General features: G+C 44.7%; 19 protein-coding genes and 1 other annotated feature. Of the genes, 15 read left to right on the top strand and 4 right to left on the bottom strand.

Annotation, left to right across the window (positions count from 1 at the left end):
- Window positions 1–2: 2 nt before the first annotated feature.
- Window positions 3–971, bottom strand: a complete 969-nt coding sequence (locus tag ECA1_RS15225; RefSeq protein WP_005225140.1) for an asparaginase — start codon at window positions 969–971, stop codon at window positions 3–5.
- Window positions 972–1,059: 88 nt separating this feature from the next.
- On the opposite strand from ECA1_RS15225, the gene ECA1_RS15220 reads away from it, so the two are divergent.
- The 3 genes from ECA1_RS15220 to ECA1_RS15210 all read left to right on the top strand — a co-directional run bounded on the left by ECA1_RS15220 (window position 1,060) and on the right by ECA1_RS15210 (window position 3,383).
- The gene (locus ECA1_RS15220; protein WP_060792943.1) at window positions 1,060–1,890 is read left to right on the top strand and encodes a DUF72 domain-containing protein; all 831 of its coding nucleotides are present in this window, start codon (window positions 1,060–1,062) and stop codon (window positions 1,888–1,890) included.
- An 8-nt stretch (window positions 1,891–1,898) separates the two neighbouring features.
- Window positions 1,899–2,759 carry a Cof-type HAD-IIB family hydrolase gene (locus ECA1_RS15215; RefSeq protein ID WP_060792942.1) on the top strand — a complete coding sequence of 287 codons (861 nt, stop codon included), beginning with the start codon at window positions 1,899–1,901 and terminating at the stop codon, window positions 2,757–2,759.
- Between the two features lie 99 nt (window positions 2,760–2,858).
- Window positions 2,859–3,383 carry a pyrophosphohydrolase domain-containing protein gene (locus tag ECA1_RS15210; RefSeq protein WP_034695349.1) on the top strand — a complete coding sequence of 175 codons (525 nt, stop codon included), beginning with the start codon at window positions 2,859–2,861 and terminating at the stop codon, window positions 3,381–3,383.
- A 71-nt stretch (window positions 3,384–3,454) separates the two neighbouring features.
- On the opposite strand, the gene ECA1_RS15205 is transcribed toward ECA1_RS15210, so the two are convergent.
- Complete coding sequence (locus ECA1_RS15205; protein ID WP_060792941.1) at window positions 3,455–4,804, bottom strand: aspartate kinase; 1,350 nt, start codon at window positions 4,802–4,804, stop codon at window positions 3,455–3,457.
- A 358-nt stretch (window positions 4,805–5,162) separates the two neighbouring features.
- Between ECA1_RS15205 and ezrA the strand changes: the two genes are divergently transcribed.
- The 10 genes from ezrA to ECA1_RS15155 all read left to right on the top strand — a co-directional run bounded on the left by ezrA (window position 5,163) and on the right by ECA1_RS15155 (window position 17,511).
- Window positions 5,163–6,884, top strand: a complete 1,722-nt coding sequence (ezrA, locus tag ECA1_RS15200) for a septation ring formation regulator EzrA (protein ID WP_005225145.1) — start codon at window positions 5,163–5,165, stop codon at window positions 6,882–6,884.
- 186 nt (window positions 6,885–7,070) lie between these two features.
- Window positions 7,071–8,213: a cysteine desulfurase family protein gene (locus ECA1_RS15195; RefSeq protein WP_060792946.1), complete on the top strand. Its 1,143-nt coding sequence runs from the start codon at window positions 7,071–7,073 to the stop codon at window positions 8,211–8,213.
- 47 nt (window positions 8,214–8,260) lie between these two features.
- Window positions 8,261–9,469: a tRNA uracil 4-sulfurtransferase ThiI gene (gene thiI / locus ECA1_RS15190; protein WP_005225147.1), complete on the top strand. Its 1,209-nt coding sequence runs from the start codon at window positions 8,261–8,263 to the stop codon at window positions 9,467–9,469.
- 154 nt (window positions 9,470–9,623) lie between these two features.
- Window positions 9,624–10,277: a redox-sensing transcriptional repressor Rex gene (locus ECA1_RS15185; protein WP_060792940.1), complete on the top strand. Its 654-nt coding sequence runs from the start codon at window positions 9,624–9,626 to the stop codon at window positions 10,275–10,277.
- A gap of 65 nt (window positions 10,278–10,342) precedes the next feature.
- A complete protein-coding gene (gene tpx / locus ECA1_RS15180) occupies window positions 10,343–10,834 on the top strand; it encodes a thiol peroxidase (protein WP_010747457.1) in 492 nt (163 codons plus the stop codon).
- A 57-nt stretch (window positions 10,835–10,891) separates the two neighbouring features.
- Window positions 10,892–11,126 (top strand) — a binding site (T-box leader).
- 436 nt (window positions 11,127–11,562) lie between these two features.
- On the top strand, window positions 11,563–14,208 hold the full coding sequence (locus tag ECA1_RS15175; protein ID WP_060792939.1) for a valine--tRNA ligase: 2,646 nt from the start codon (window positions 11,563–11,565) through the stop codon (window positions 14,206–14,208).
- Window positions 14,209–14,355: 147 nt separating this feature from the next.
- Window positions 14,356–15,669 (top strand): bifunctional folylpolyglutamate synthase/dihydrofolate synthase, encoded by a 1,314-nt coding sequence (locus tag ECA1_RS15170; protein WP_015509046.1) that lies wholly within the window; start codon window positions 14,356–14,358, stop codon window positions 15,667–15,669.
- Window positions 15,662–16,336, top strand: coding sequence for an HAD family hydrolase (locus tag ECA1_RS15165; RefSeq protein ID WP_060792938.1), 675 nt, complete (start codon window positions 15,662–15,664; stop codon window positions 16,334–16,336). The genes ECA1_RS15170 and ECA1_RS15165 overlap by 8 nt, the downstream gene beginning before the upstream one ends.
- Before the next feature lie 82 nt (window positions 16,337–16,418).
- Window positions 16,419–17,111: a RadC family protein gene (gene radC, locus ECA1_RS15160; protein ID WP_005225154.1), complete on the top strand. Its 693-nt coding sequence runs from the start codon at window positions 16,419–16,421 to the stop codon at window positions 17,109–17,111.
- A 199-nt stretch (window positions 17,112–17,310) separates the two neighbouring features.
- Window positions 17,311–17,511, top strand: coding sequence for a cold-shock protein (locus tag ECA1_RS15155; RefSeq protein WP_005225155.1), 201 nt, complete (start codon window positions 17,311–17,313; stop codon window positions 17,509–17,511).
- Window positions 17,512–17,655: 144 nt separating this feature from the next.
- On the opposite strand, the gene rnjA is transcribed toward ECA1_RS15155, so the two are convergent.
- Window positions 17,656–19,335 carry a ribonuclease J1 gene (gene rnjA / locus ECA1_RS15150; RefSeq protein WP_005237517.1) on the bottom strand — a complete coding sequence of 560 codons (1,680 nt, stop codon included), beginning with the start codon at window positions 19,333–19,335 and terminating at the stop codon, window positions 17,656–17,658.
- A gap of 1 nt (window position 19,336) precedes the next feature.
- Window positions 19,337–19,549 carry a DNA-directed RNA polymerase subunit epsilon gene (locus ECA1_RS15145; RefSeq protein ID WP_005225157.1) on the bottom strand — a complete coding sequence of 71 codons (213 nt, stop codon included), beginning with the start codon at window positions 19,547–19,549 and terminating at the stop codon, window positions 19,337–19,339.
- A 401-nt stretch (window positions 19,550–19,950) separates the two neighbouring features.
- Here ECA1_RS15145 and ECA1_RS15140 point away from each other — a divergent pair, with 401 nt between their 5' ends.
- Together ECA1_RS15140 and ECA1_RS15135 are read left to right on the top strand one after the other, a co-directional pair.
- The gene (locus ECA1_RS15140; protein ID WP_010747462.1) at window positions 19,951–21,684 is read left to right on the top strand and encodes an ABC transporter ATP-binding protein; all 1,734 of its coding nucleotides are present in this window, start codon (window positions 19,951–19,953) and stop codon (window positions 21,682–21,684) included.
- Window positions 21,681–23,438, top strand: a complete 1,758-nt coding sequence (locus ECA1_RS15135) for an ABC transporter ATP-binding protein (protein ID WP_005225159.1) — start codon at window positions 21,681–21,683, stop codon at window positions 23,436–23,438. The genes ECA1_RS15140 and ECA1_RS15135 overlap by 4 nt, the downstream gene beginning before the upstream one ends.
- Window positions 23,439–23,498 lie beyond the last annotated feature (60 nt).

Below are 23,498 nucleotides of genomic sequence, written 5' to 3'. Positions count from 1 at the left end.
GGTTAATTCTCCATGAAATCAGGCAGTTCATCCATGGTCAACCCACGGTTTTTCGCTATCAGCAATTTGATGCGGGCTTTTTGGCTATTGATGCTATTGCAGAAAATCACCCCAAGAGCTTGCAATTCGATCCCGCCGCCTAAGTAGTCATAGACCGGCTCGGCAACGCCGTTGAAGCAGCGAGAAACTAAGACGACTGGAATGTTTCTAGCGATCAGTTTTTTCAAAGGCTCTATGGTTTGCGGCGGCAGATTGCCAGCGCCTAAAGCTTCGATCACTAGTCCATCGATCAGCGAGTCGGCTAAAGCATCGAACAATTCCCCAGTCATTCCCGCATAGGCTTTGACGATCGGAAACAGACCATCGACACGATCAACATCCAAATGGCGGTTATTTAACAGCTCTTGCATGAACAAGATACGGTGCTTTGTGACTAAGCCGATCGGACCTAATGTCGGGGTGCGGAACGTCGCAATATTGGTGGTGTGGGTCTTCGTAACATAACGTGCGGAATGGATCTCATCGTTCATGACGACTAAGACGCCTTTTCCTAAGGCATCCGGTGATTTCGCCACCCGAATCGCACTTTCAAAGTTATAAAGCCCGTCACTGCCGATTTCATTACTTGAGCGCATGGCGCCAGTCACCACGATCGGTAACTGACCGCCGATTGTGGTATCTAAAAAGAAGGCTGTTTCTTCCAGCGTATCGGTTCCGTGAGTGATCACGACCCCATCGACACCGCTTAAATGCGCCAGCTGGATACGTTCTTTCAACTGCAGCATTTCTTTTGGGGTCATATGAGGACTGGGAATATTAAAAATGTCTTCGACGATCAATTCAACATCGTCGTCAATGTGGATCGGTGCATCCATCAGCGGATTGCTGACATCAGGGCTGACGCCGCCTGTCAGGGTATCTTCTTTCATGGCGATGGTGCCGCCAGTGTGCAACACGAGAATTCGTTTCATTTTTTCATCACCTGCAATGATTTATTTACTCTTAACTCAAAACTATTGTATACTATTAAAATAAGAAAACAAGGAGCGATGGGAAAAAATGATTCGAATTGGTTGTACCACATTTAGTGAACATGGCAGTCTCGTGCAAAGAAAAAACTCGAAATTATTTGAGTATGCCCATTATTTTCCGTTAGTTGAGCTGGATACCACCTATCATTTTTTGCCAAAAGAAAAAGACGTGCGCAACTGGTTGACCCAGATTCCCGAAAATTTCCGCTTTGTGCTGAAAGTCCATCAAAGTGTGACCACCCAAGGAGATTTGCCAGATCAGTTGACCATGACCGAAGCGCTGCAGCTTTATAAAGAAGCGATCGCACCAATGGTAGAAGCAGGCAAACTCTTTTGCCTATTGGCACAGTTTCCCAACAGCTTTAAATGTACGAAAGAAAATGTCGCCTATTTAGACCAAGTGCGAGAATGGTTTGCGGGCTACCCAGTGGCGATCGAGCTGAGAGACAGCAGCTGGTATCAGCCGAAACTGTATCCGGGCATGATCGATTATATGAAGCGAAAGCAGTTTTCCTTAGTAGTTGTTGATCAGCCGAAAAAGCTATCGACCACCATTCCCCTTGATCCAACCGTGACCAATCCCGCGTTTGTCTTGTGCCGTTTTCATGGACGCAACGACAGCGGCTGGACAGCGACAGGACCAGATGCCAAAAATCTGCGGACCTTGTATCGTTATGACCAAGCCGAACTAACGGAGTTAAAACACGCAGTCCAAGCCATCGAAGCCAATGCCAAAGAAGTCGCAGTGGTCTTCAATAATAATGCCGGTCGTGATGCCGCTGACAATGCTCGCGCATTGATCGATGCGCTGCAGATCGATTACGAAGCATTAAATCCTAATCAGTTGAAATTATTTTGAGGAGTCATATGATAAAAGCAATCTTTTTTGATATTGATGGCACGCTGATTGCCAGCAACGGCAAGGCGCTTGCCAGTACCCGTGAAGCCATCAAACAAGCCCAAGCCAATGGCGTCCTCTGCGGCATTGCCACCGGACGTGGTCCGGTTGATTTAGAGAAGGTGATCGATTACTTGTCGTTAGACATGTTTATCACCTATAACGGCCAATATGTCTACACGAAGGAAAACTTGATTTATGCTAAACCTTTTCCAAAACAAACGCTGGAAGCGATCGTAGAATACGCAGATGAAAATTACCGCCAAGTCATGTTTGGCGGAGAAACCCAAGTGGCTGGCAGCTTAACGATCCGCTTAAGCCAATCACCCGTCATGCAGCGCTACTTACGCTATGTGCCCAAAAAATTTCCCGTCGGTTTTTTAAAGAAAGTCTTGCAGCGCTTTAGTCCCAATCGCAACGCCAAACGCTATGAATCGTTGGATATTTTACGAGAGCCCATTTATCAGTGCATTATGCTGAGCCCTGAATCAGAGCGCGAAAAATTACGGTCCAAGCTGCCGCAATGTGATTTTAAGCGATCCAATGCCTATTCTGTTGACATCGTGCCGAAAAACGGTTCGAAAATCAAAGGCATCAAAGAATTTTTGGCCTATGAAGGGATCGCGATGGAAGAAGCGATGGCATTTGGGGATCATTTTAATGATGTGGAAATGTTAGAAGGCGTGGGGATCGGGGTTGCGATGGGCAATGCCCAGCCCATCACTAAAGCCAGTGCTGACTTTGTGACGGATACTAACGATCATGACGGCATCAAGAAAGCCTTGATCCATTTTGGCATCATTGCCGAGGATGCCCAAGGCAGAGAATGAATAAAAAAATAAGCAAGTAGCCAATCTATGACGCAACGTAGAAGACAGCGCAGAACCATAAAACAGAACCATGAGAAAAAGCAGAAAGAAGCGAGCAAAATGAGTCCATTTGAAATGACGGAAGAGTTTCATAAAACCTTTGATCCAACGCGACCGCCATATCCACAAGCTTTTTCAGCGGAAAAAGCCCAGTTTCGTGCTGGTTTTAAAATTGAAGAATTAGTTGAGTTCCTTTATGCTGCCAGCAACAATGACGAAGAGACCTTTCAAGCAGGTCTGGAGCATTTGCATCAAGCGATCGATCAAGCCCAAGCCAAGCTGGCTGCCAAACAACAGCCTGTCAGTGATTCTCTAGTAGAACAAGTCGATGCGCTTTGTGATCTACTGTATTTTACCTATGGCTCTTTTTCACTGTTAGGGGTCGATCCAGCGCCGATTCTGGCTATCGTTCATGACGCCAACATGGGAAAACTTTTCCCAGATGGGCAGCCTCATTATGATCCTGAGACCCACAAAGTCATGAAGCCGAGCGATTGGGAAGAACGGTTTGCTCCTGAACCGCGAATCAAGGCAGAAATCAACCGCCAATTGGCACAAAAACAAGCCCAAGAATCGTCAGAATAAAAACCAAACGTGCCAGTTGCACCACTCCTTTTGCTGATAAGCAATCGGAACGGGCAACTGGCACGTTTGGTTTAATCAAAGAAAGTGTAGTAAAGGGTTCTGACAGCGGCTTTTTCTTGTTCTTTGTGGATACCGAACATGATGCTGACCTCAGAGGACCCTTGGTTGATCATCTCTAAGTTGATATTTTTCCGCGCAAGGGCAGCGGTACTGTCGGCAGTGATCCCGACTCGTTGACGCATTCCTTCACCAACGACGACGACCATGGATAGATCGTGGGTCATTCGCAGTTCATCGGGATCGATCTCGTAGGCGATCTTGCGCAACAGTTCTTCTTCCAATACTGGATTCAACTGGTTGGAGCGCATAATGATCGAGATATCATCGATTCCTGAAGGCATGTGTTCATAATTTAAATCAAATTCACGGAAAATCTCTAAGACCCGTAACGTGAACCCAACTTCGCGGTTCATCAAGTATTTGCGGATATAGATCATACAAAAGCCTTCGTCACTGGCAACGCCGATCACGGGCTGATCCAAATTGTCTCTCTGGTTGGTGATCAAGGTACCAGGATGACTTGGATTATTGGTGTTTTTGATCACCACGGGAATTTTCGCATGGTATGAAGGCATCAAGGCCTCATCGTGCAACACAGTAAAGCCCGCATAAGACAGCTCTCGCATTTCTCGGTAGGTCACTTCTTTGATGGACTCTGGATGATGAACATAGCCTGGATGAGCAGAAAAAATCCCATCGACATCGGTAAAGTTTTCGTACAATTCTACTTGCAGACCAGCCGCCACGATGGCACCAGAAATATCTGATCCTCCTCGAGAGAAGGTACAGATCTCGCCGGCTTCTGTGTAGCCAAAGAAGCCAGGAATCACTAAGATTTCAGGACTGTCGCGCCATTGTGCGATCTTGGCGTACGACTTGTTCAAGATACGGGCGTTTTGAGGTTCATCCGTCACCAGCAACCCAAGTTCTTGCGGATTCATGTAGCGAGCAGCTAACCCACGGCTTTGTAAAATCCCAGCGATCAATTTGGCGTTGTTGTCTTCGCCGCTTGCCAAGACCGTATCATAAAGATGCGGATTGTCTTGGGTAGGCAGCGTTTGAAAAGCCGCCAAAGATTGCCAGATGCGGTCTAAATGGACTTGTTCGATCCCAAAGGGGGTAGCGATCGCTGTATAGCGGGCATAGATTTCTTCTATTAAATCAGTGATTTCTTCTTGAGCACACAGACGGGTACAGACTGCTAGTAACAGATCGGTGACTTTCTGATCGTCGCTGGAACGCTTACCAGGCGCTGAAACAACAACAAACCGTCTTTTAGGATCACTTTCAATTATCGCAACAACTTTTTCGACTTGTTCGGCTGAGGCAAGGGAACTGCCTCCGAATTTCGCTACTTTCATTTGACATTACTCCTGTTCAAGCTTTTTACTAGAGTACAGTTTCAATAGGGAGAAATCAAGCGGTTTCTTGAAAAAAATCGGAAAAATCAGAAAAAAAGTCACTTGTTGATGTAAATTTCACGATTTGTTTTCATTATCGCTGGAAAAGCCGTGATTTATTTTATTCGATGCGAAAAAAGTCGATCTTTTTTGCCTCAATCTAATGCTTGATTTTTTTCTTTATGCTATAATCTAGCGTAGATGCTTTTTTATAAAGGGACTATCTGTCCTTTTTATACTCAACGAACTTATCAATCAATCTGCTGATCAGCAGGTTTTAGACGAAACATGTATATTTGAAAATTGGAGGAACCACAAAATGGGAACTAATATCATCTTTGGAATTGTCATTGCCATCATCATCATAGCAGCGGTCTTGTATGCAATTGGCTTTTTCATGCGGAAGAAAAACCAAGAAAAGCTGAATGACTTGGAAAAACGCAAAGAAAATCTGTTTGACTTGCCGGTGATCGAAGAAGTCGATGAAGTAAAAAGAATGCACTTGGTTGGTCAAAGTCAAAACACCTTCCGTGAGTGGAACCAACAATGGACAGATATCTCCACAAAATCTTTTGCTGAACTTGAAAGTCAAATCTTTGAAGTGGAAGAGCTGAACGAACGCATCCGCTTTTTCAAAGCAAAAGGGGCGATCGTCCAAGCCGAAGCGACCATGGACGAGATGGAACGCCAAGTGGAAGAGATTCGCGCAGGCTTGAAAGAATTACGAGAAAGTGAAGAACGAAATTCACTGGAAGTTCAAAAAGCGCTGGACGTTTACGAAGACTTGAAGAAGAAGCTGCGGGATCAAGGCGAAGAATTCGGTCCTGCCTACAATGAGCTGCAAAAACAAATCAAAAACATTGAAATTGAGTTCACCCAATTTGTTACCTTAAATACTTCAGGCGATCCTGTGGAAGCACGGGAAGTGTTAGACCAAGCGGAAAAACACACCTATGAAGTGGAAGACCTAATGAAACGGATCCCAGCGGCGTACGAAGAATTAAATCGTACCTTCCCTGATCAGTTGAAAGAAATCCAAGAAGGTTATAAAAAATTATTAGAACAAAAATATGTGTTCCCAGAAGCAAACTTCCAAGAAGAAATCAACCGTGTGAAAAAACGGGTTGAAAACTCCATGAACGATCTAGCGAAAACAGAAGTCGCTTCCGTTGAAGTGGCAAGCCGTGATACTGCAAGTGATATTGATGCCTTGTATACGGTGATGGAACGTGAGATCAATGCCAAGAAATATGTCATGAAAAATCGTCAGATCATCGAAGACTACATTGACCATGCAACGAAGAACAACCGTCAGTTGTTGATCGAGTTGGATCATACGGCACAAAGCTATACTTTGAATCATAATGAATTGGGTCGCGTCCGCGGCTTCCAAACCGAAGTGGACGAATTGGCTCGCCGCAACAACGAGTACTTACCGAAATTGGAAAAACATGAGATTCCTTATTCAGAAGTGCAAAGCTTCTACAAAGATGCCTACAAGATTTTGGATGATGTGGAAAGCCAGCAAGTTGAAATCGATGATTCTCTTGCGGAATTACGTCGGGGCGAAAAAGTTGCGCAAGAAAAAGTGGAAAGCTTCGAATTCCGTCTACGCAACTTGAAACGGTTTGTTGAGAAACAACGCTTACCTGGTTTGCCAGGCGAGTATTTAGAATTCTTCTTCGTGGCAACGGATCGTGTCGAAGAACTAGGCAAAGAATTGAACAAGATTCGCATCAACATGCAAGAAATCAATAAATTGGTTTCTGTCTGTGAAGAAGATCTTGATCTTTTAGATGAACAAACAAAAGACTTAGTGGATGCTGCGGCATTGACTGAGCAAATGATGCAATATGCCAACCGCTATCGTCATTCTCATCCAGATATCAAGGCAGCGATCGACAAATCACTTTACTTGTTTAGTAAAGAATATCGCTATCAAGATGCGCTAGATGAAATCGGCACAGCGTTGGAACGAGTAGAACCAGGTGCCTTCAAACGGATCGAAAACTTCTACTTCAATAACCGCGACTTAGTATAATACGAAAGCCAGCAGTGAAAAACTGACTGGCTTTTTTCATGGAAAGAATGGCTCGCTGCATGAGTACCGCTTACGAAGGAAGGAAAAGTTTCCTTTAAAAAAAGCCAAAGCCAGCGAGTCACCTTGAAACTCAGCCCAAGAGCAGTTATAATGGGAAAGAATTTTTTTAGAGAAAGGGTCCTATCATTGATCTATTTTGACAACAGTGCAACAACCGCTATTTATCCACAAGCTTTAAATACATATGTCCAAGTCAGTCAGCGAATTATCGGCAATCCCTCAAGCCTGCATGATTTAGGAAATCAAGCCAATCGTCTGCTGCAGCAATCTCGTCAGCAGATCGCCGATCTGTTAAACGTTTCTTCCAAAGAGATCGCATTTACCAGTGGGGGAACTGAAGGAGACAACTGGGTCATCAAAGGGTCTGCTTTAGCGAAAAAAGCCTATGGGAATCACCTGATTATTTCCAGTATTGAACACCCTGCCGTCAGTGAAACAGCGGCTCAATTAGCCGAGTTAGGGTTTGAGGTCAGTGTGGTGCCTGTCGATGCCCAAGGCTTTGTCAACGTGTCTGAATTAGCAAACATGATTCGCAAAGAAACGATTTTGGTTTCGGTGATGGCGGTCAATAATGAGGTAGGGTCGATCCAACCGATCCATGAGATCGCAGCTTTGCTAGCGGACCACCCAACGATCCATTTTCATGTAGATGCCGTCCAAGCCATCACAAAGGTGCCGCAAGAACAATGGTTCAATGAGCGGGTCGATTTTGCCGTGTTCTCTGCGCATAAATTTCATGGACCTCGTGGCGCAGGCTTTATCTATTGGAAACAAGGTCGTAAGCTGGCGCCATTGATGACCGGCGGTGGGCAAGAGCAAAACCAGCGCAGCGGTACCGAAAATGTGCCAGCAATCGTTGCTATGGCAAAAGCCCTACGTTTAGCGACAGAACAAAAGGCTGAAAAGTCGAACCATGTTCAATTATTAAAAGGCTATTTGCAAGAAGCACTGGCTGGGTACGAGAAAGTCACGCTTTTTTCTGGCACAGAAGGGTTTGCGCCGCACATACTTTGTTTTTCATTAAAAGGGATCCGAGGAGAAGTCTTAGTCCATGCCTTTGAAGAAAAGCAGATCTATCTTTCGACGACGAGCGCTTGTTCTTCCCGTAAAAAGATGGCCAGCAGTACGCTTCATGCGATGCACGTTCCAGAACAGTTAGCAACATCGGCTGTTCGTATCAGTTTAGATGAGAGCAATACAATGGCAGAAGTCGAGCAGTTTCTGATCGTCTTCCACCAGTTGTACCAAAAATTTTCGAAAATCAATTAAGCACGACTTACCACTATAAAATCAATCCAAATCAAAGGAGTTTTCTCGTGAATTATTCAGAAATCATGGTTCGTTATGGCGAACTGTCAACAAAGGGCAAAAATCGTCGTAGTTTTATTATGCAATTAGCTTCAAACGTCAAACGTACCTTAGCAGATTATCCCCATGTCAAAGTTCATGCCGAGCGAGATCGCATGCACTTGCTATTGAACGGTGAAAACAGCCAAGAGATCATTCCTAAGCTGCAAAAAGTCTTTGGGATTCAAAACTTTTCCCCCAGCATTCGGGTAGAAAAAGATATCGAAGTATTAAAGAAAGCCGTTCAAGACGTCATGGCAGAGATCTATACGGGCGTTGAGACCTTCAAAATCACAGCCAAGCGCAGTGATCATTCGTTTGTGCAAGATAGCAACCAGTTGAATTTGACCTTAGGTAATGCGGTGATCGACCGTTTTCCTGATATCAAAGTCCAAATGAAAAAACCAGACATCAATTTGCGTGTAGAAATACGGATCGATGGCGCTTATTTATCTTATGAAACGATCCAAGGAGCCGCGGGGCTGCCAGTGGGCACCAGTGGAAAGGGAATGTTGATGCTTTCTGGCGGTATCGATTCGCCAGTTGCAGGCTACTTTGCCATGAAACGCGGTGTTGAGATCGAAGCGGTCCATTTCGCAAGTCCTCCTTATACGAGTGAACAAGCGTTGCAAAAAGCCAAAGATTTAACGAAGAAGCTTGCGCCTTATGTGGGAAGCATCCAGTTTATCGAAGTTCCGTTTACAGAAATCCAAGAAGAAATCAAAAATCGTGTGCCACAAGGCTATTGGATGACCATCACCCGTCGGATGATGCTGCGTTTGACGGATGCGATTCGGGAAGCTCGTCATGGCTTGATCATCTTAAATGGTGAATCATTAGGACAAGTGGCTTCACAAACTTTGCATAGCATGGTCGCCATCAATGAAGTAACCAATACGCCGATCGTGCGCCCAGTGGCAACGATGGACAAATTGGAAATCATTGAAGTTGCCGAAGCCATTGATACCTTTGAATTATCAGTTCAGCCATTTGAGGATTGCTGCACAATCTTTGCACCTCCTCAACCAAAGACGCGCCCAAGACTGGATAAGGTCCACCAATATGAAGAACGTCTCGATATCGAAGGGATGATGGAACGTGCGATGGCTGGGTTGAAACTGGAAGCAATCACGGCAAATCAAGAAAAAGCAGCAACGGAATTCGCTGAATTTTTATAATAAAACCCCGATTTTAATGCTACGACCACAACTGTTTTTGAACATTTGTGGTCGTTTTTCATCGAGTGAGAGAGTTTGTGAATATTTTCTTGCTATTGAAAATGGAACATGTTACACTCAATATGTGAATCATTTAACAAGGAGGGTGGACAGGATGGAAGCATTAAGAGATAAAAAACTTCCGAAAGCGACGGCAAAACGTTTGCCAGCTTATTTACGACACTTAAAATTACTGGATGCCTCTGGTATTCAGCGAATCAAATCGAAAGAGTTTGCAGAAATCACGCAAGTTCCTTCAGCCACGATCCGCCGAGATTTTTCTCATCTAGGAGAATTGGGCAGAAGTGGCTATGGCTATGATGTTCCCTATCTGATTGAGGTATTGAGCTATATCTTAGAAACCAATGAAGAGAAAAAAATCGCCTTGATTGGTTATGGAAATTTAGGAAAAGCGTTAGCCAACAACAATTTTCGCAGAAATGAAAATCTTTCCGTGGTCGCGGTTTTTGACAATGATCCAGAAATGATTGGTCAGACCATTAGTGGGCGTTATGTCTATGGAATGGATCAATTGGCGGAAGTCGTAGCAGAAAAAGGGATCACCGTAGCGATTTCGACCGTTCCTAGTAGTTATTCACAAATGGCGATTGATGCGATCGTGGATGCTGGGATCACAGCGATTTTAAATTTTGCCCCTGATCCCGTCATCGTGCCAAAAGACGTCAATATCCAATACATTGATTTGACGACAGAATTGCAAACATTGATCTTTTTTGATACGACCTACTCGCAAAAATCGAAAGTCTGAGCAAATCCTTTTCGTTTTTTGACAATCTTTCTTATACTGGGAGAAAATGCTATAGGAGAGATGTTATGCAAGTTACACGCAAAGAAACGGTTTATGAGATGCCTGGCAACCAACCAAAAGTAGGGGATAAAGCAGCTGATTTTCGCTTGAAAAGTTTAGAGGACAAGGAATACACACTGACTGATTTTTTAGGAAAACCAACGATCATCAGCGTTGTTCCCGATATCGTGACACGCGTCTGTGCATTGCAGACCAAGCGTTTCAACCAAGAGGCAAGTCAATTGGATGACATCCATTTTGTCACGATCTCTAACAATACAAAAGAAGAACAAGCGCAATGGTGCGGCCAAGAAGGTGTTGACATGATCATGCTTCATGATCCGGCGAATACCTTCGGTGAGGCCTATCAAATCATGATCCCAGACTTCGGTCATTTTGCCCGAGCAATTTTCGTTTTAGACCGTGAAGGCGTGATCCAACACGTTGAGATCGTGCCTGAGATCTCACACGAACCGGATTATCAAGCAGCCATTGATGCTGCGAAAGCAAACCTCTGATTGACTTTCAAAAAAGTTCATTGTAGAATGTAGCAAGATGAAACAAGAATCTATGATAGCAAGACAATGTTCAAGAGGAGTATCAGTGACCCTGGCGGTCAGAGAGAAGTCGGTCGGTGCAAGACTTCCCCAGACACTGAAAAGGTAGCTTGAAGGTCTTTGATCCGAACCACGGTTTGTTTCTTGCAGACAAAGCCGCACAGTAAGATCAAGCGCGTCGTGAACGTTACCTCACGTCAAAGTGGCAGAGCAATCTGCAATTTAGGTGGTACCGCGTATCAGCGCCCTAATGCCTCGGCATTAGGGCGCTTTTTGCTGTGAATCACTGCGAGTGGCCCACAAAGTGGGACAGAGCAGATGATGAACAGTACTAGGCGACCATAGGGAGCGTAGTAACCATACTAGGAATCACTATGATTGGCTTGCGGAGCAAGACAGAATAGATGATGAACAGTACAAGAAGTCATCAAAATTGGTTCACGAAGCGAGTCAGATCGGTTGCCAAAAGCCCTAAGACACAATAGCGGATCACGGAAGCGAGCCTTGACCTCTGTAAGCAACGTTTTTTTACGAACAACAAGCGAGGCGTCAACAAACAGCTGATAATCATCTCTACCACGGCACTAATCCTGAACGATTCAAACATTGTCATGCTTTACCCAGCAACAGGCAAAAAAAAACCACACCAACCATTACGTCTAAAAAACGTAACTTTAGGAGGACCAACTATGACAGAAACTGAAAATCTATCCACCAAGTACAATCCCCAAGAAGTAGAAGCGGGGCGCTACCAAGATTGGTTAGAACATGACCGTTTTAAACCAAGCGGCAACAAAGAAGCAAAACCTTATTCTATCGTGATTCCACCACCAAACGTAACAGGAAAATTGCACTTAGGTCATGCCTGGGATACCACGTTACAAGACATCATCATTCGTCAAAAACGGATGCAAGGGTATGACACCTTATGGCTACCAGGTATGGACCATGCCGGGATCGCTACCCAAGCCAAAGTAGAAGAAAAGCTGCGGGAACAAGGGATTTCTCGCTATGACCTTGGTCGGGAAAAATTCGTTGAACAAGTATGGGATTGGAAAGAAGAATATGCCGGTCACATTCGGGAACAATGGGCGAAACTAGGTTTATCTCTAGACTATAGCCGTGAACGGTTCACATTAGATGATGGATTATCCGAAGCGGTCCGTAAAGTTTTCGTGACGCTATATGAAAAAGGCTTGATCTATCGTGGCGAGTACATCATCAACTGGGACCCGCAAGCCCGCACGGCATTATCTGATATTGAAGTGATCCACAAAGACATCGAAGGTGCTTTTTACCATATGTCTTACGAATTAGCAGATGGCAGCGGTGTGGTGGAGATCGCAACGACTCGTCCAGAAACGATGCTGGGGGATACAGCAGTCGCGGTTCATCCAGAAGATGAACGTTATCAAGCATTGATCGGTAAAAAAGTGATCTTGCCTTTGGTCAATAAAGAGATCCCAATCATCGCAGATGAGTACGTGGACCAAGAATTTGGAACTGGGGTCGTAAAAATCACTCCTGCCCATGACCCGAATGACTTTGAGGTCGGTAACCGCCATGACCTACCACGGGTCAATGTCATGAATGATGACGGAACAATGAACGACTTAGCAGGTACTTATGCAGGCATGGATCGTTTTGCTGCTCGTAAGCAAATCGTGAAAGACTTAGAGGCGTTAGGTCGTCTGATCAAAATCGAAAAAATGGTCCATAGTGTAGGGCACTCAGAACGGACAGGCGTAGTAGTCGAACCTCGTTTATCGACACAATGGTTCGTAAAAATGGAACCATTAGCAAAACAAGCCATCGACAACCAAGAAACCGACGATGCGGTGGACTTTTATCCGCCACGTTTCAACCAAACATTCTTACGTTGGATGGAAAATGTCCATGACTGGGTGATCTCTCGTCAGTTGTGGTGGGGCCATCAAATCCCAGCTTGGTACCACAAAGAAACGGGAGAAATGTATGTAGGACTTGAAGCGCCAGCGGATGCCGAAAATTGGCAGCAAGATCCAGACGTATTGGATACCTGGTTTAGTTCTGCTTTATGGCCGTTTTCAACAATGGGGTGGCCAGATGAAACCAATGAAGATTTCCAACGCTACTTCCCAACGAATACATTAGTGACCGGATACGACATCATTTTCTTCTGGGTAAGCCGTATGATTTTCCAAAGCTTGGAATTTACTGGCAAACGACCATTTGAAAATGTCTTGATCCACGGATTGATCCGTGATGAACAAGGTCGCAAAATGAGTAAGTCGCTTGGAAATGGGATCGATCCGATGGAAGTCATTGAACAATACGGTGCCGATGCATTGCGTTGGTTCTTATCAAATGGCTCTGCACCGGGACAAGATGTGCGTTTCAGCTATGAAAAAATGGATGCCGCTTGGAACTTCATCAATAAAATTTGGAATGCTTCCCGTTTCGTCTTGATGAATGTCAGCGAAATGACTGCCGAAGACATTGATTTTTCTGGTGAAAAATCAGTGGCGGATCGTTGGATCTTGACGCGCTTGAATGAGACGATTGAAAAAGTCACTGACCTTTTTGAACGCTTCGAATTTGGGGAAGCGGGTCGTCAATTATACAACTTTATCTGGGATGACTTCTGTGACTGGTACATTGAAATGTCGAAAGAAACCTTATACGGTGACAATGAAGCAGCGAAACAAGTCAATAAGAGCATCTTAGTCCATGTTCTTGATCAAATTTTACGCTTGTTGCACCCAATCATGCCATTTGTTACAGAAGAAATCTGGAGCAAACTGCCGCATACAGGGGAATCATTAGTCGTTGCTGAGTATCCACAAGTGGCACCAGAATGGACCGATGAAAAAGCGGCGCAAGGGATGGAAGTGTTGAAAGAATTGATTCGTTCGGTTCGAAACATCCGTGCAGAAGTAAACACACCACTTTCGAAACCAATCACTTTGCTGATCCAAGCAAATGAGCCTGAGATCGAAGAATTCTTGATCGCCAACAAAAACTATATCGAACGCTTCTGTAATCCAGAAGAACTAGAAATCTCTAACAGCTTACAAGCCCCTGAATTGGCGATGTCAGCTATCCTATCAGGTGCGACGATCTACTTGCCGTTAGCTGGGTTGATCAACATTGAAGAAGAAATCGCGCGTTTGGAGAAAGAACTAGCGAAGTTCACCCAAGAAGTTCAACGGGTACAAGGCAAACTGGCGAATGAACGCTTCGTTGCCAATGCACCAGAGGAAGTCGTAGCACAAGAACGCAGCAAAGAAGCCGATTATCTTGAAAAACAAAAAGCAGTCCAAGAACGGATCGAGCAATTGCGCACGATTCAATAGGAAGCGTCGACTGTCTGCAAACAAGCATCTCTTGTAGATGCTTGTTTTTGCGTAATCGATAGAAACCGTCAAACAAATTTCTCGTTTAAAGGAAAGAAATTGGGAAAGCTGTGGGATTTTTGATAAAATAAGAGCGAGGTGAAGGAGATGACAAGCGAAGAAGCAACAGCGTGGATCCATTCGCGTTTGGCATTTGGGCAAAGACCCGGATTGATGCGTGTCGAAGCATTATTAAAACGAATGGGCAATCCTGAAAAAAACATAACCATGATCCATATCGCCGGCACGAATGGCAAAGGATCAACCGTCAGCTATTTGCGCAGTCTTTTAGAAGAAGCTGGGCAGCAAGTGGGGACTTTTACTTCCCCGCACATTGAAGCGTTCAATGAACGGATCGAAATCAATGGACAATTTATATCAGATGAGGATTTGGTCGCTTGGGTGGAAAAAATCCAGCCGCTGGTTGCTGAAATCGATCGTGATGAAACCTTGACGGGCATCACTCAGTTTGAAATCATTACTGCCATGGCGTTAGGCTATTTTGAAGAAAAAAACGTCGATGTTGCGATAATGGAAGTTGGCCTAGGGGGACTTTTAGATAGTACCAACGTTATTTCACCGATGTTGACAGCGATCACGACGATCGGCATGGATCATATGGATGTCTTAGGCGATACCATTGAAAAAATCGCTGCCCATAAGGCGGGGATCATTAAACCACAAATTCCCCTTGTGACTGGCAATATCGTTGAAAGTGCGCTTTCGGTGATCGATTTGAAAGCTGCAGAAGCACAGGCACCTGCGTATCATGCAGGGCAAGAGTACCGTGTGACCTATCGTCATCCTGATGAAGAGTGGGGCGAATTGTTTGATTTTGAAAATGAGCATGGCAAGATCAAAGGCTTGAAAACGCCGATGTTAGGCCGCCATCAACCAGAAAATGCCGGTGTTGCGATCCAATTGTATAGCCTGTATTGCGACCTGCGGCAGCTGCCGTTTTCAGCCAAAGAGATTCGCAATGGGCTAAGAAAGGCCTATTGGCCCGCCCGAATGGAACGAATCAGCAGTGAACCACTGGTGATCATCGATGGCGCCCATAACGTGCATGCCATGGCTCGCTTGGTGGATACGATGAAAGAAGAGTTCAGCGACTATCGCATCCATGTGCTGTTCTCAGCCTTAGAAACCAAAAACGTCAATGAGATGCTTCAGCAATTGCTGGCAATTCCGCAAGCCGAGATTTATTTAACGACCTTTGATTTCCCCAAAGCATTGCATTTAGCAGACGGCTATCAGGAACTCGATGAAAAACGAATCTCAACCGTCTCTTTATGGCAGTTTGGCTTGGCAGAATTATTAGAAAAAATGACCAATGAAGATTTGCTGCTGGTGACAGGATCGTTGTATTTTGTTTCAGAAGTTAGAGAATTGTTGTTGGCAATAGGAGGAAGAAATGGCTAAGTTATGTGGTGTGATTTTCGATATGGACGGCTTGATTTTTGACACGGAGCTGCTCTATTACCAAGCAACTCAAATCGTGGCGGATCAAATGGGGATTCCCTATACAAAAGAGTTGTATTTAGCTTATGTGGGGGTCTCGGATGAAGAAGTCTGGGCAGCTTACCATGAGCGATTCGACGAAGCCTTTGGCCATCAAATGATCGAAGACTTTATCCAAGCGGCTTTTCAGCAAACGCTGGAAATGTTCCAACGAGGCGAGGCTGAATTGAAGCCGGGCATCCACGAGTTATTGCATTATCTTGATGAGAAAAAGATTCCCCGAGTGTTGGCGTCTAGCAACCAGCGCAAAGTGATCGATACCTTGCTGGAAGCAGCAGGCTTAACGGCGGAATTTCCTGAGATCGTCTGCTTTGATGATGTCACACGTGCAAAACCAGATCCTGAGATTTTTGAAAAAGCCCATGCATTACTGGCGGTACCAAAAGAAGAATTGGTGATCCTTGAAGATTCGGCTAACGGTATTCATGCTGCTCATGGGGCAGGGATCTCAGTCATTATGATTCCCGATTTGATCGCGCCGACGACCATCATTGAAGAAAAAGTCTTGAAAGTCTTACCATCACTAGAGGATGTTCCAGATTTTCTAGAAACCGCCTTTTCAATCTAACTGTGATTTTTTGCGCACCTGATTCATGAAATACTCTCTCCTTTGCGTATCTTTTATTAGACCGACGCAAAGGAGTTTTTTTATGATCAATGAAACAGTGATTCCCCAAAGCTCGTTTCCCCGAGAGCGTTTAGTAGAATATGGAGTCGATGCCCTTTCGAATCAAGAATTATTGGCCATTTTGCTGCGAACTGGCTCACGTCCTCTGAATGTCCTCGAATTAGCGGCCAGTGTCTTGAATCGTTTTCAAGAATTGTATGAACTAAAGCAAGCGACGATCGATGAATTACAAGAAATTCGCGGCGTCGGACAAATCAAAGCCATCGAGATCAAAGCGATGGTTGAATTAGGTGTGCGAATCCAGCGCTCCGCTCAACCAAAGTACGGTAAGGTCAACTCTAGTATGGCGATCGCCCATCAGTTGATCCAAGAGTTGAAGGATTGTCGTCAAGAGCATTTACTAGGGCTATATTTGAATACGAAAAATGAGATCATTCAGAAAAAAACGATCTTCATCGGATCGTTGAATCAGTCGATCGCTCACCCACGGGAGATTTTTCATTGGGCGGTACGCTACAGTGCCGCCCGAGTGATCGTCGTCCACAACCATCCCAGCGGCAGTCCTCAAGCCTCAGAGGCAGATCTGCTGTTTACACGCCGCTTGATCAAGTGCGGAGACTTGATGGGGATCGACATATTGGATCATTTGATCATTGGCGACAATGCCTATGTCAGTTTGCGAGAAGAGGGGCTGTGGCAACAGGAAGACGTGTGAAAATAAGCCGAGTTTGCGAACATTATTAAAAATAAAGGTGAATTGTCTAATCGTCTGTCTTGCAAAAAAATACGGGCAAGTGTAAAATATTATTGTAATTTTGTTTGCTGAATAGATGTTGAAACGCACGTTAGGCCTCTATCGCACAAAGGCAATGTTACACACAATTAAGTGCTTATGCACGAGGAGGTTTTTTTTAATGGAACAAGGTACAGTAAAATGGTTCAATGCTGAAAAAGGGTTTGGTTTTATCTCTCGCGAAGACGGTACAGACGTATTTGTACACTTTTCAGCGATCCAAGGTGAAGGATTCAAAACTTTAGAAGAAGGTCAAGCAGTAACTTTCGACGTGGAAGATTCTGATCGTGGACCTCAAGCAGTTAACGTAAACAAAGCGTAAGCTTTCAAACAAACTGCCAGTAAGAGCACTTTGAAATCAAAAACCCAAAAAGACCATCGAATCGATGGTCTTTTTTTTTTGCTTTTTATAACGGAAAGGAAAAGGCAGTTCTCAGTAACCTGAGAACTACCCTCGCATGTGAGACTATAAATTGTCCGGCGTCATGATCATCGAAAGGATCATTGGATGACGCTCGGTTTTTTCAAATAGGAATGGCTGTAACGCCGAAGACATCGCTTCTCTTAATTTGTGTTCTGTTGGGTCTGGTTGGTTCAAGACTTCCCGCAATGCACGGAAGAGGATCTGCTGTGCTTCATTGATCATCTCGCCAGATTCCCGCATATAAACAAACCCACGAGAAAGGATATCTGGTCCAGCAAGGACTTCTTTCTTCGCTACATCGACTGTCGCGACTGCTAAGACGAGGCCTTCCTCTGAAAGAATGCGACGATCTCGTAAGACGACATTTCCGATATCACCGATACCGCTGCCGTCAACATAAACATCATTGGCATTGAAATGACCAGCCAAGCGAGCGGTATCCGCTGTTAAGGCCAACATGTCACCATTTTCCATAATGAAACAATTTTCTTTTGGTACACCGACATCTTGTGCCAACTGGGTGTGGATGTTCAGCATCCGAAATTCCCCATGGACAGGCATAAAGAATTTTGGCTTCATTAGACGCAACATCAGTTTTTGTTCTTCTTGGCCACCGTGACCAGAAGTATGGATGTTGTTCAATTTGCCATGGATCACGTTTGCGCCAGCTTCCAACAATAAGTTGATCAGCTGATTGACACTCGTGGTATTTCCTGGGATCGGTGAGCTTGAGAAAATCACGGTATCATCTGGGTGAATTTGGATTTGACGGTGAGTCCCGTTGGCAATCCGACTCAAAGCAGCCATTGGCTCTCCTTGAGAACCCGTACAAAGGATCATGGTTTCGTTTGCAGGCAAACGGTTGATCTCATGAGATTCCACAAAGGTTCCATCTGGCACCTTGATATAGCCAAGGCGCTGTCCGTTGACGATCGCATTTTCCATACTGCGTCCAAAAACGGCGATTTTACGTCCAGTCGCAACCGCCGCATCTGCAGCTTGTTGGAGACGGAAAATGTTGGAGGCAAAGCTGGCAAAAATGATCCGACCATCGATTTTTTCAAAAATCTTTTGGATCGAGCTGCCGATCGTTTTTTCTGATTTGGTAAAGGTCGGAATTTCTGCATTGGTACTATCGGAAAGGAGGCAAAGGACGCCTTCTTCACCAATTTTTGCCATTTTGTGCAAGTTTGCTGGTTCGCCCACAGGCGTAAAGTCAAACTTGAAATCGCCAGTTGCGACGATATTGCCAGAAGGCGTTTTGACAACGACACCTAAAGCATCAGGGATACTGTGGGTCGTTCGGAAGAAGCTGATGGATGTTTTACGGAAACGAATCACCGTATCTTCATTGATTTCGTGTAATTCCGCGTCCCGCAATAAGCCATGCTCATCTAATTTGTTGGTGATCAAAGCAAGTGCCAAGGGTCCCGCATAGATCGGGATATTGGCTTCCCGCAACAAGTAAGGGATTCCGCCAATATGGTCTTCGTGACCATGAGTGACGATCAAGCCTTTGACTTTCGGTAAATTTTGAACGATGTAGCTATAATCGGAAATGACATAGTCGATCCCAAGCAGTTCATCTTCGGGGAATTTGATTCCCGCGTCAATTAAGATGATCTCATCTTGGAATTGAACCCCATAACAGTTTTTTCCGATTTCGCCAAGTCCACCGACGCCGAATACGCCAGTCTCATTATTTTTCAGCGAAACTTTCATCTTAAAACTCCGCTAATTTGAAATCAGCGTTTTCTTTTTCGTAAGCTAAATGTTTTTCATCTAGTTCTTGAACGAACTCGATGTTGTATGGGGTATTTTGTTCAACCAGACGGCGTGCGATCACGGCATCGTCTGCTTCAATGTACAAAGAGTGGGTTTGTTCTCTCTTTGGGTTGCGGTCTTTTGTTTCTTGGTAATAAATTTTGTAAATCATATCTTTTCTCCTTTATCTGCTTTTCGCAGTAGTCTATTTGGTTGATGAATTCGCTGCATCACAAAATCGAGGTCCGAATAAAGTGACCTGAAAAGAAGGCTTCGAGAGCCGCTGCATGCTTTTTTCAGACAATCGTTGTGAGAAAAAAGAGAAAGCCTCGTCTTTGCTTTCCAAATGTCGTCATAAAAAATTCACCGGGTTTGTAAGTCGTTCCACTACAAGTATCCCTATTTTATCACAGAAAAACGAATAAGTATAGAAACACGTCATTTTGAAAAGGCTTACTGAAAGAAAATGAAAGGACTATCGCTGAAGTTTGCTTTTTTTCGTTGAAAGTGCATTACAATAAGAATATTCCTATGCTATAGTAGAAGTAATGAAGTAAAAAAGGAGGGGATTTTTTGAAATTAATGTGGCACTACACGATGAGAAACAAGAAACTGCTGGTTTTTAATTTCATCTGTGTTTTTGGTTTTATTTTGATTGAATTAGGTTTGCCGACGTTATTGGCAAGAATGATCGACAAAGGGATCGCCGCTGGTGATCGCGACTACATATGGAAAATGGGTGCGGCGATGATCGCGATCACCATTGTGGGGATCACGATGAACATTTTGTTAGGCTATTTCACGTCACGTATCACCACTAACATTGTGGCAGATATTCGTGACGATCTTTTTGAAAAAGTCCAAGGCTATTCACATACCGAATATGAAAAAATCGGGGTTTCATCATTGATCACCCGTGTGACCAATGATGCGTATCAAATCATGCTGTTTATGCAAAGCATCTTACGGACAGGTTTAATGACACCCATGATGTTTGTGGTCAGCTTGTACATGGTCATGCGGACAAGTACACAACTAGGGTTGTATGTTTTGGGGGCATTGCCGATATTGCTGATGGCCGTCATCGCCATTGCCAAAATCTCGGAACCCTTATCCACTAAACAACAAGCCAATCTAGATAAAATCAATGGCATCTTGCGGGAAAATCTCTCTGGTTTACGAGTGATCCGTGCCTTCGTCAATGAAAAATTTGAAGAAAAACGCTTTGGCAAAGTCAACCAAGCCTATGCTTCTAGTTCTCGCAGCTTGTTTCGCTTGATGGCAACGGCACAACCAGGCTTTTTCTTCTTATTCAATATCGTGATGATTCTGATTATTTGGACGGGAAGTATTCAAATCGATCAAGGGCAACTGCAGGTCGGTGACTTGATTGCATTTATCGAATACATCTTCCATGCGCTGTTTTCTTTCATGCTGTTTGCGACTGTCTTTACGATGTATCCACGAGCGGCGGTTTCTGCTCGTCGAATCCAAGAAGCGTTAGATGCGACTTCTGAAATCAAAGAGCCAGAACAGCCAGTGACAGAAACTAAGACGAAAGGCTTCTTGGAATTCAAAAATGTTACCTTTGCTTATCCAGGACATGCTCAAAGTCCAGTGATCCGTAATGTTAGCTTTACCGCTTCACCAGGGGAAACCGTGGCGTTTATCGGTAGTACTGGAAGTGGAAAATCAACCTTGATCCAATTGATCCCACGTTTTTACGACGTCAGTGAAGGCCAAGTTTTGGTGGATGGTGTTGACGTTCGGGATTACAGCTTAACGACGTTGCGCAACAAGATCGGGTTTATCCCTCAAAAAGCGTTGCTATTTACAGGGACGATCGCAGAAAACCTACGCTATGGGAAAGAAGATGCCACGCAAGCAGAGCTGGAACGAGCAGCCGAGATTGCGCAAGCGGCAGATTTCATTTCTCGCACACCAGATGGCTTTGATGCTCACTTGGCAGAAGGCGGAACCAACTTCTCTGGCGGACAAAAGCAACGCCTAGCGATTGCCCGTGCGGTGATCCGCCAACCAGAGATCTATATTTTTGATGATAGTTTTTCTGCATTGGATTACCAAACGGATGCAAAATTGCGGGCACGCTTGAAAAAAGAAACCACAGAATCGACCGTTTTGATCGTTGCTCAACGAGTAGGAACGATCATGAATGCCGATAAGATCGTCGTCTTGAACGAAGGCGATGTGGTTGGCATCGGCACCCACAAAGAACTGCTGCAAACTTGTCCAGTATACTACGACATTGCGGCGTCACAATTATCAGAGGAGGAGTTGGCACAATGAAAGCAATCTCTTCTTTAAAACGGTTAGGTGCTTACATCAAACCGTACAAAGTACAATTTATCCTAGTCTTGCTGTTTACTGTTGCAACCGTCGGCTTCAATGCGGCAATGCCGTATGTTTCTGGATTACCGACGACAGAGATCAGCCGCAACATCGCCGCTGGCGAAGGCGTTAATTTTGATTACGTGATCCTTTGCTTGATCTGGATCGCAGTCGTCGGTGTCGGTTACTGTTTCTCACAATTGATGTCAGGGCTGCTGATCACCAACGTTGTCCAATCTGCGATGCGAGATTTGCGGCAAGACATTGAAGAAAAAATCAATCGTTTGCCCGTTTCTTACTTCGACCGCAACCAACAAGGGAATATCCTGTCACGGGTGACCAATGACGTGGATGCCGTCAGCGGTGCAATGCAGCAAGCCTTGATCGGGATCGTCAATGCCTTCTTAGGAATCGTTATGGCGGTTTCCATGATGTTTTACATCAATACCTACATGGCATTGGTTTCATTGATCATGATCCCAGCCTCCTTATTGATTTCTCGCACGATCGTCAAAAAGTCGCAAAAAGACTTCCAAGGCATGCAAAATGCGTTAGGGGATCTGAACGGCTACGTACAAGAAAACATGACTGGATTCAGTGTGTTGAAAGTGTATGGACGGGAAAAGCAAACACTTGAAGGGTTTAAAAACGTTAACCACCAGTTGCGCTATTACGGCTTTCGTTCTGCCTTTGTGTCAGGATTGATGATGCCGCTGGTGCAAATGACCGCTTACTTTACCTATATCGCAATGGCAGTCATGGGGAGCTTTTATGTGATCAGCGGCGTAATCGTTGTTGGTCAGCTGCAAGCGTTCATACAATACATTTGGCAAGTCAGTCAGCCAATGGGGAATATTACCCAGCTGTCTTCCGTCTTGCAAAGTGCCTCAGCAGCAGCAAAACGGGTCTTTGAAATCCTAGATGAGGAAGAAGAACCCGTCAATCAAACGGATATCCAATTGCCAGAACAAATCAGAGGCGACGTGACCTTTGAACATGTCGGCTTTGCCTATGATCCGAAAAAACCGTTGATCAAAGACTTGAACTTTGAAGTCAAAGCTGGACAAACCGTGGCGATCGTGGGACCAACAGGTGCTGGGAAAACCACCTTGATCAATTTGTTGATGCGTTTTTATGATGTCAATGAAGGGGCCATCAAGATCGACGGCATCGACACGAAGAAAATGGAACGTCATGATGTTCGGTCACTGTTTGGGATGGTCTTACAAGATGCATGGTTGTACGAAGGCACGATCGGCGACAACATTCGCTTTGGGAAATTAGATGCCACCGATTATGAAGTCGTTGATGCAGCGAAAACCGCCAACGTCGATCACTTCATTCGCACGATGCCAGACGGCTACGAAATGATCATCAATTCTGAAGGGGACAATGTCTCCTTGGGGCAAAAACAATTGTTGACCATCGCTCGGGCAGTCATCTCTGATCCGAAGATTTTGATTCTCGATGAAGCCACCAGTTCGGTGGATACCCGCTTAGAAGCGCTGATTCAAAAAGCAATGGATAAAGTGATGGAAGGTCGTACCAGCTTTGTGATCGCCCATCGTTTGTCAACGATTCGTGAAGCAGATCTGATCTTAGTGATGGATCAAGGGTCGATCATTGAAAAAGGCAATCACGAGACCTTGTTGGCAGCTGGCGGCTTTTATAGCCAACTGTACCAAAGTCAATTTTCAGAAGAAGCCGAGTAAACCCAAAAGAGCGTCCAGACTGACTGGCGCTCTTTTTGCATTGTCGCAAGGGTGGTGCTA

It is taken from the genome of Enterococcus casseliflavus NBRC 100478, from assembly GCF_001544095.1.
In the GTDB taxonomy this organism is placed as follows: domain Bacteria; phylum Bacillota; class Bacilli; order Lactobacillales; family Enterococcaceae; genus Enterococcus_D; species Enterococcus_D casseliflavus.
This window is presented reverse-complemented; position numbering and strand designations above follow the sequence as displayed.

What these genes read in the sequence shown, in the direction of transcription:
- ECA1_RS15225 (WP_005225140.1), bottom strand. Translation starts at nt 971, where the DNA reads ATGAAACGAATTCTCGTGTTGCACACTGGCGGCACCATCGCCATGAAA.
- ECA1_RS15220 (WP_060792943.1), top strand. Translation starts at nt 1,060, where the DNA reads ATGATTCGAATTGGTTGTACCACATTTAGTGAACATGGCAGTCTCGTG.
- ECA1_RS15215 (WP_060792942.1), top strand. Translation starts at nt 1,899, where the DNA reads ATGATAAAAGCAATCTTTTTTGATATTGATGGCACGCTGATTGCCAGC.
- ECA1_RS15210 (WP_034695349.1), top strand. Translation starts at nt 2,859, where the DNA reads ATGAGTCCATTTGAAATGACGGAAGAGTTTCATAAAACCTTTGATCCA.
- ECA1_RS15205 (WP_060792941.1), bottom strand. Translation starts at nt 4,804, where the DNA reads ATGAAAGTAGCGAAATTCGGAGGCAGTTCCCTTGCCTCAGCCGAACAA.
- ezrA (WP_005225145.1), top strand. Translation starts at nt 5,163, where the DNA reads ATGGGAACTAATATCATCTTTGGAATTGTCATTGCCATCATCATCATA.
- ECA1_RS15185 (WP_060792940.1), top strand. Translation starts at nt 9,624, where the DNA reads ATGGAAGCATTAAGAGATAAAAAACTTCCGAAAGCGACGGCAAAACGT.
- tpx (WP_010747457.1), top strand. Translation starts at nt 10,343, where the DNA reads ATGCAAGTTACACGCAAAGAAACGGTTTATGAGATGCCTGGCAACCAA.
- ECA1_RS15175 (WP_060792939.1), top strand. Translation starts at nt 11,563, where the DNA reads ATGACAGAAACTGAAAATCTATCCACCAAGTACAATCCCCAAGAAGTA.
- ECA1_RS15170 (WP_015509046.1), top strand. Translation starts at nt 14,356, where the DNA reads ATGACAAGCGAAGAAGCAACAGCGTGGATCCATTCGCGTTTGGCATTT.
- ECA1_RS15165 (WP_060792938.1), top strand. Translation starts at nt 15,662, where the DNA reads ATGGCTAAGTTATGTGGTGTGATTTTCGATATGGACGGCTTGATTTTT.
- radC (WP_005225154.1), top strand. Translation starts at nt 16,419, where the DNA reads ATGATCAATGAAACAGTGATTCCCCAAAGCTCGTTTCCCCGAGAGCGT.
- ECA1_RS15155 (WP_005225155.1), top strand. Translation starts at nt 17,311, where the DNA reads ATGGAACAAGGTACAGTAAAATGGTTCAATGCTGAAAAAGGGTTTGGT.
- rnjA (WP_005237517.1), bottom strand. Translation starts at nt 19,335, where the DNA reads ATGAAAGTTTCGCTGAAAAATAATGAGACTGGCGTATTCGGCGTCGGT.
- ECA1_RS15145 (WP_005225157.1), bottom strand. Translation starts at nt 19,549, where the DNA reads ATGATTTACAAAATTTATTACCAAGAAACAAAAGACCGCAACCCAAAG.
- ECA1_RS15135 (WP_005225159.1), top strand. Translation starts at nt 21,681, where the DNA reads ATGAAAGCAATCTCTTCTTTAAAACGGTTAGGTGCTTACATCAAACCG.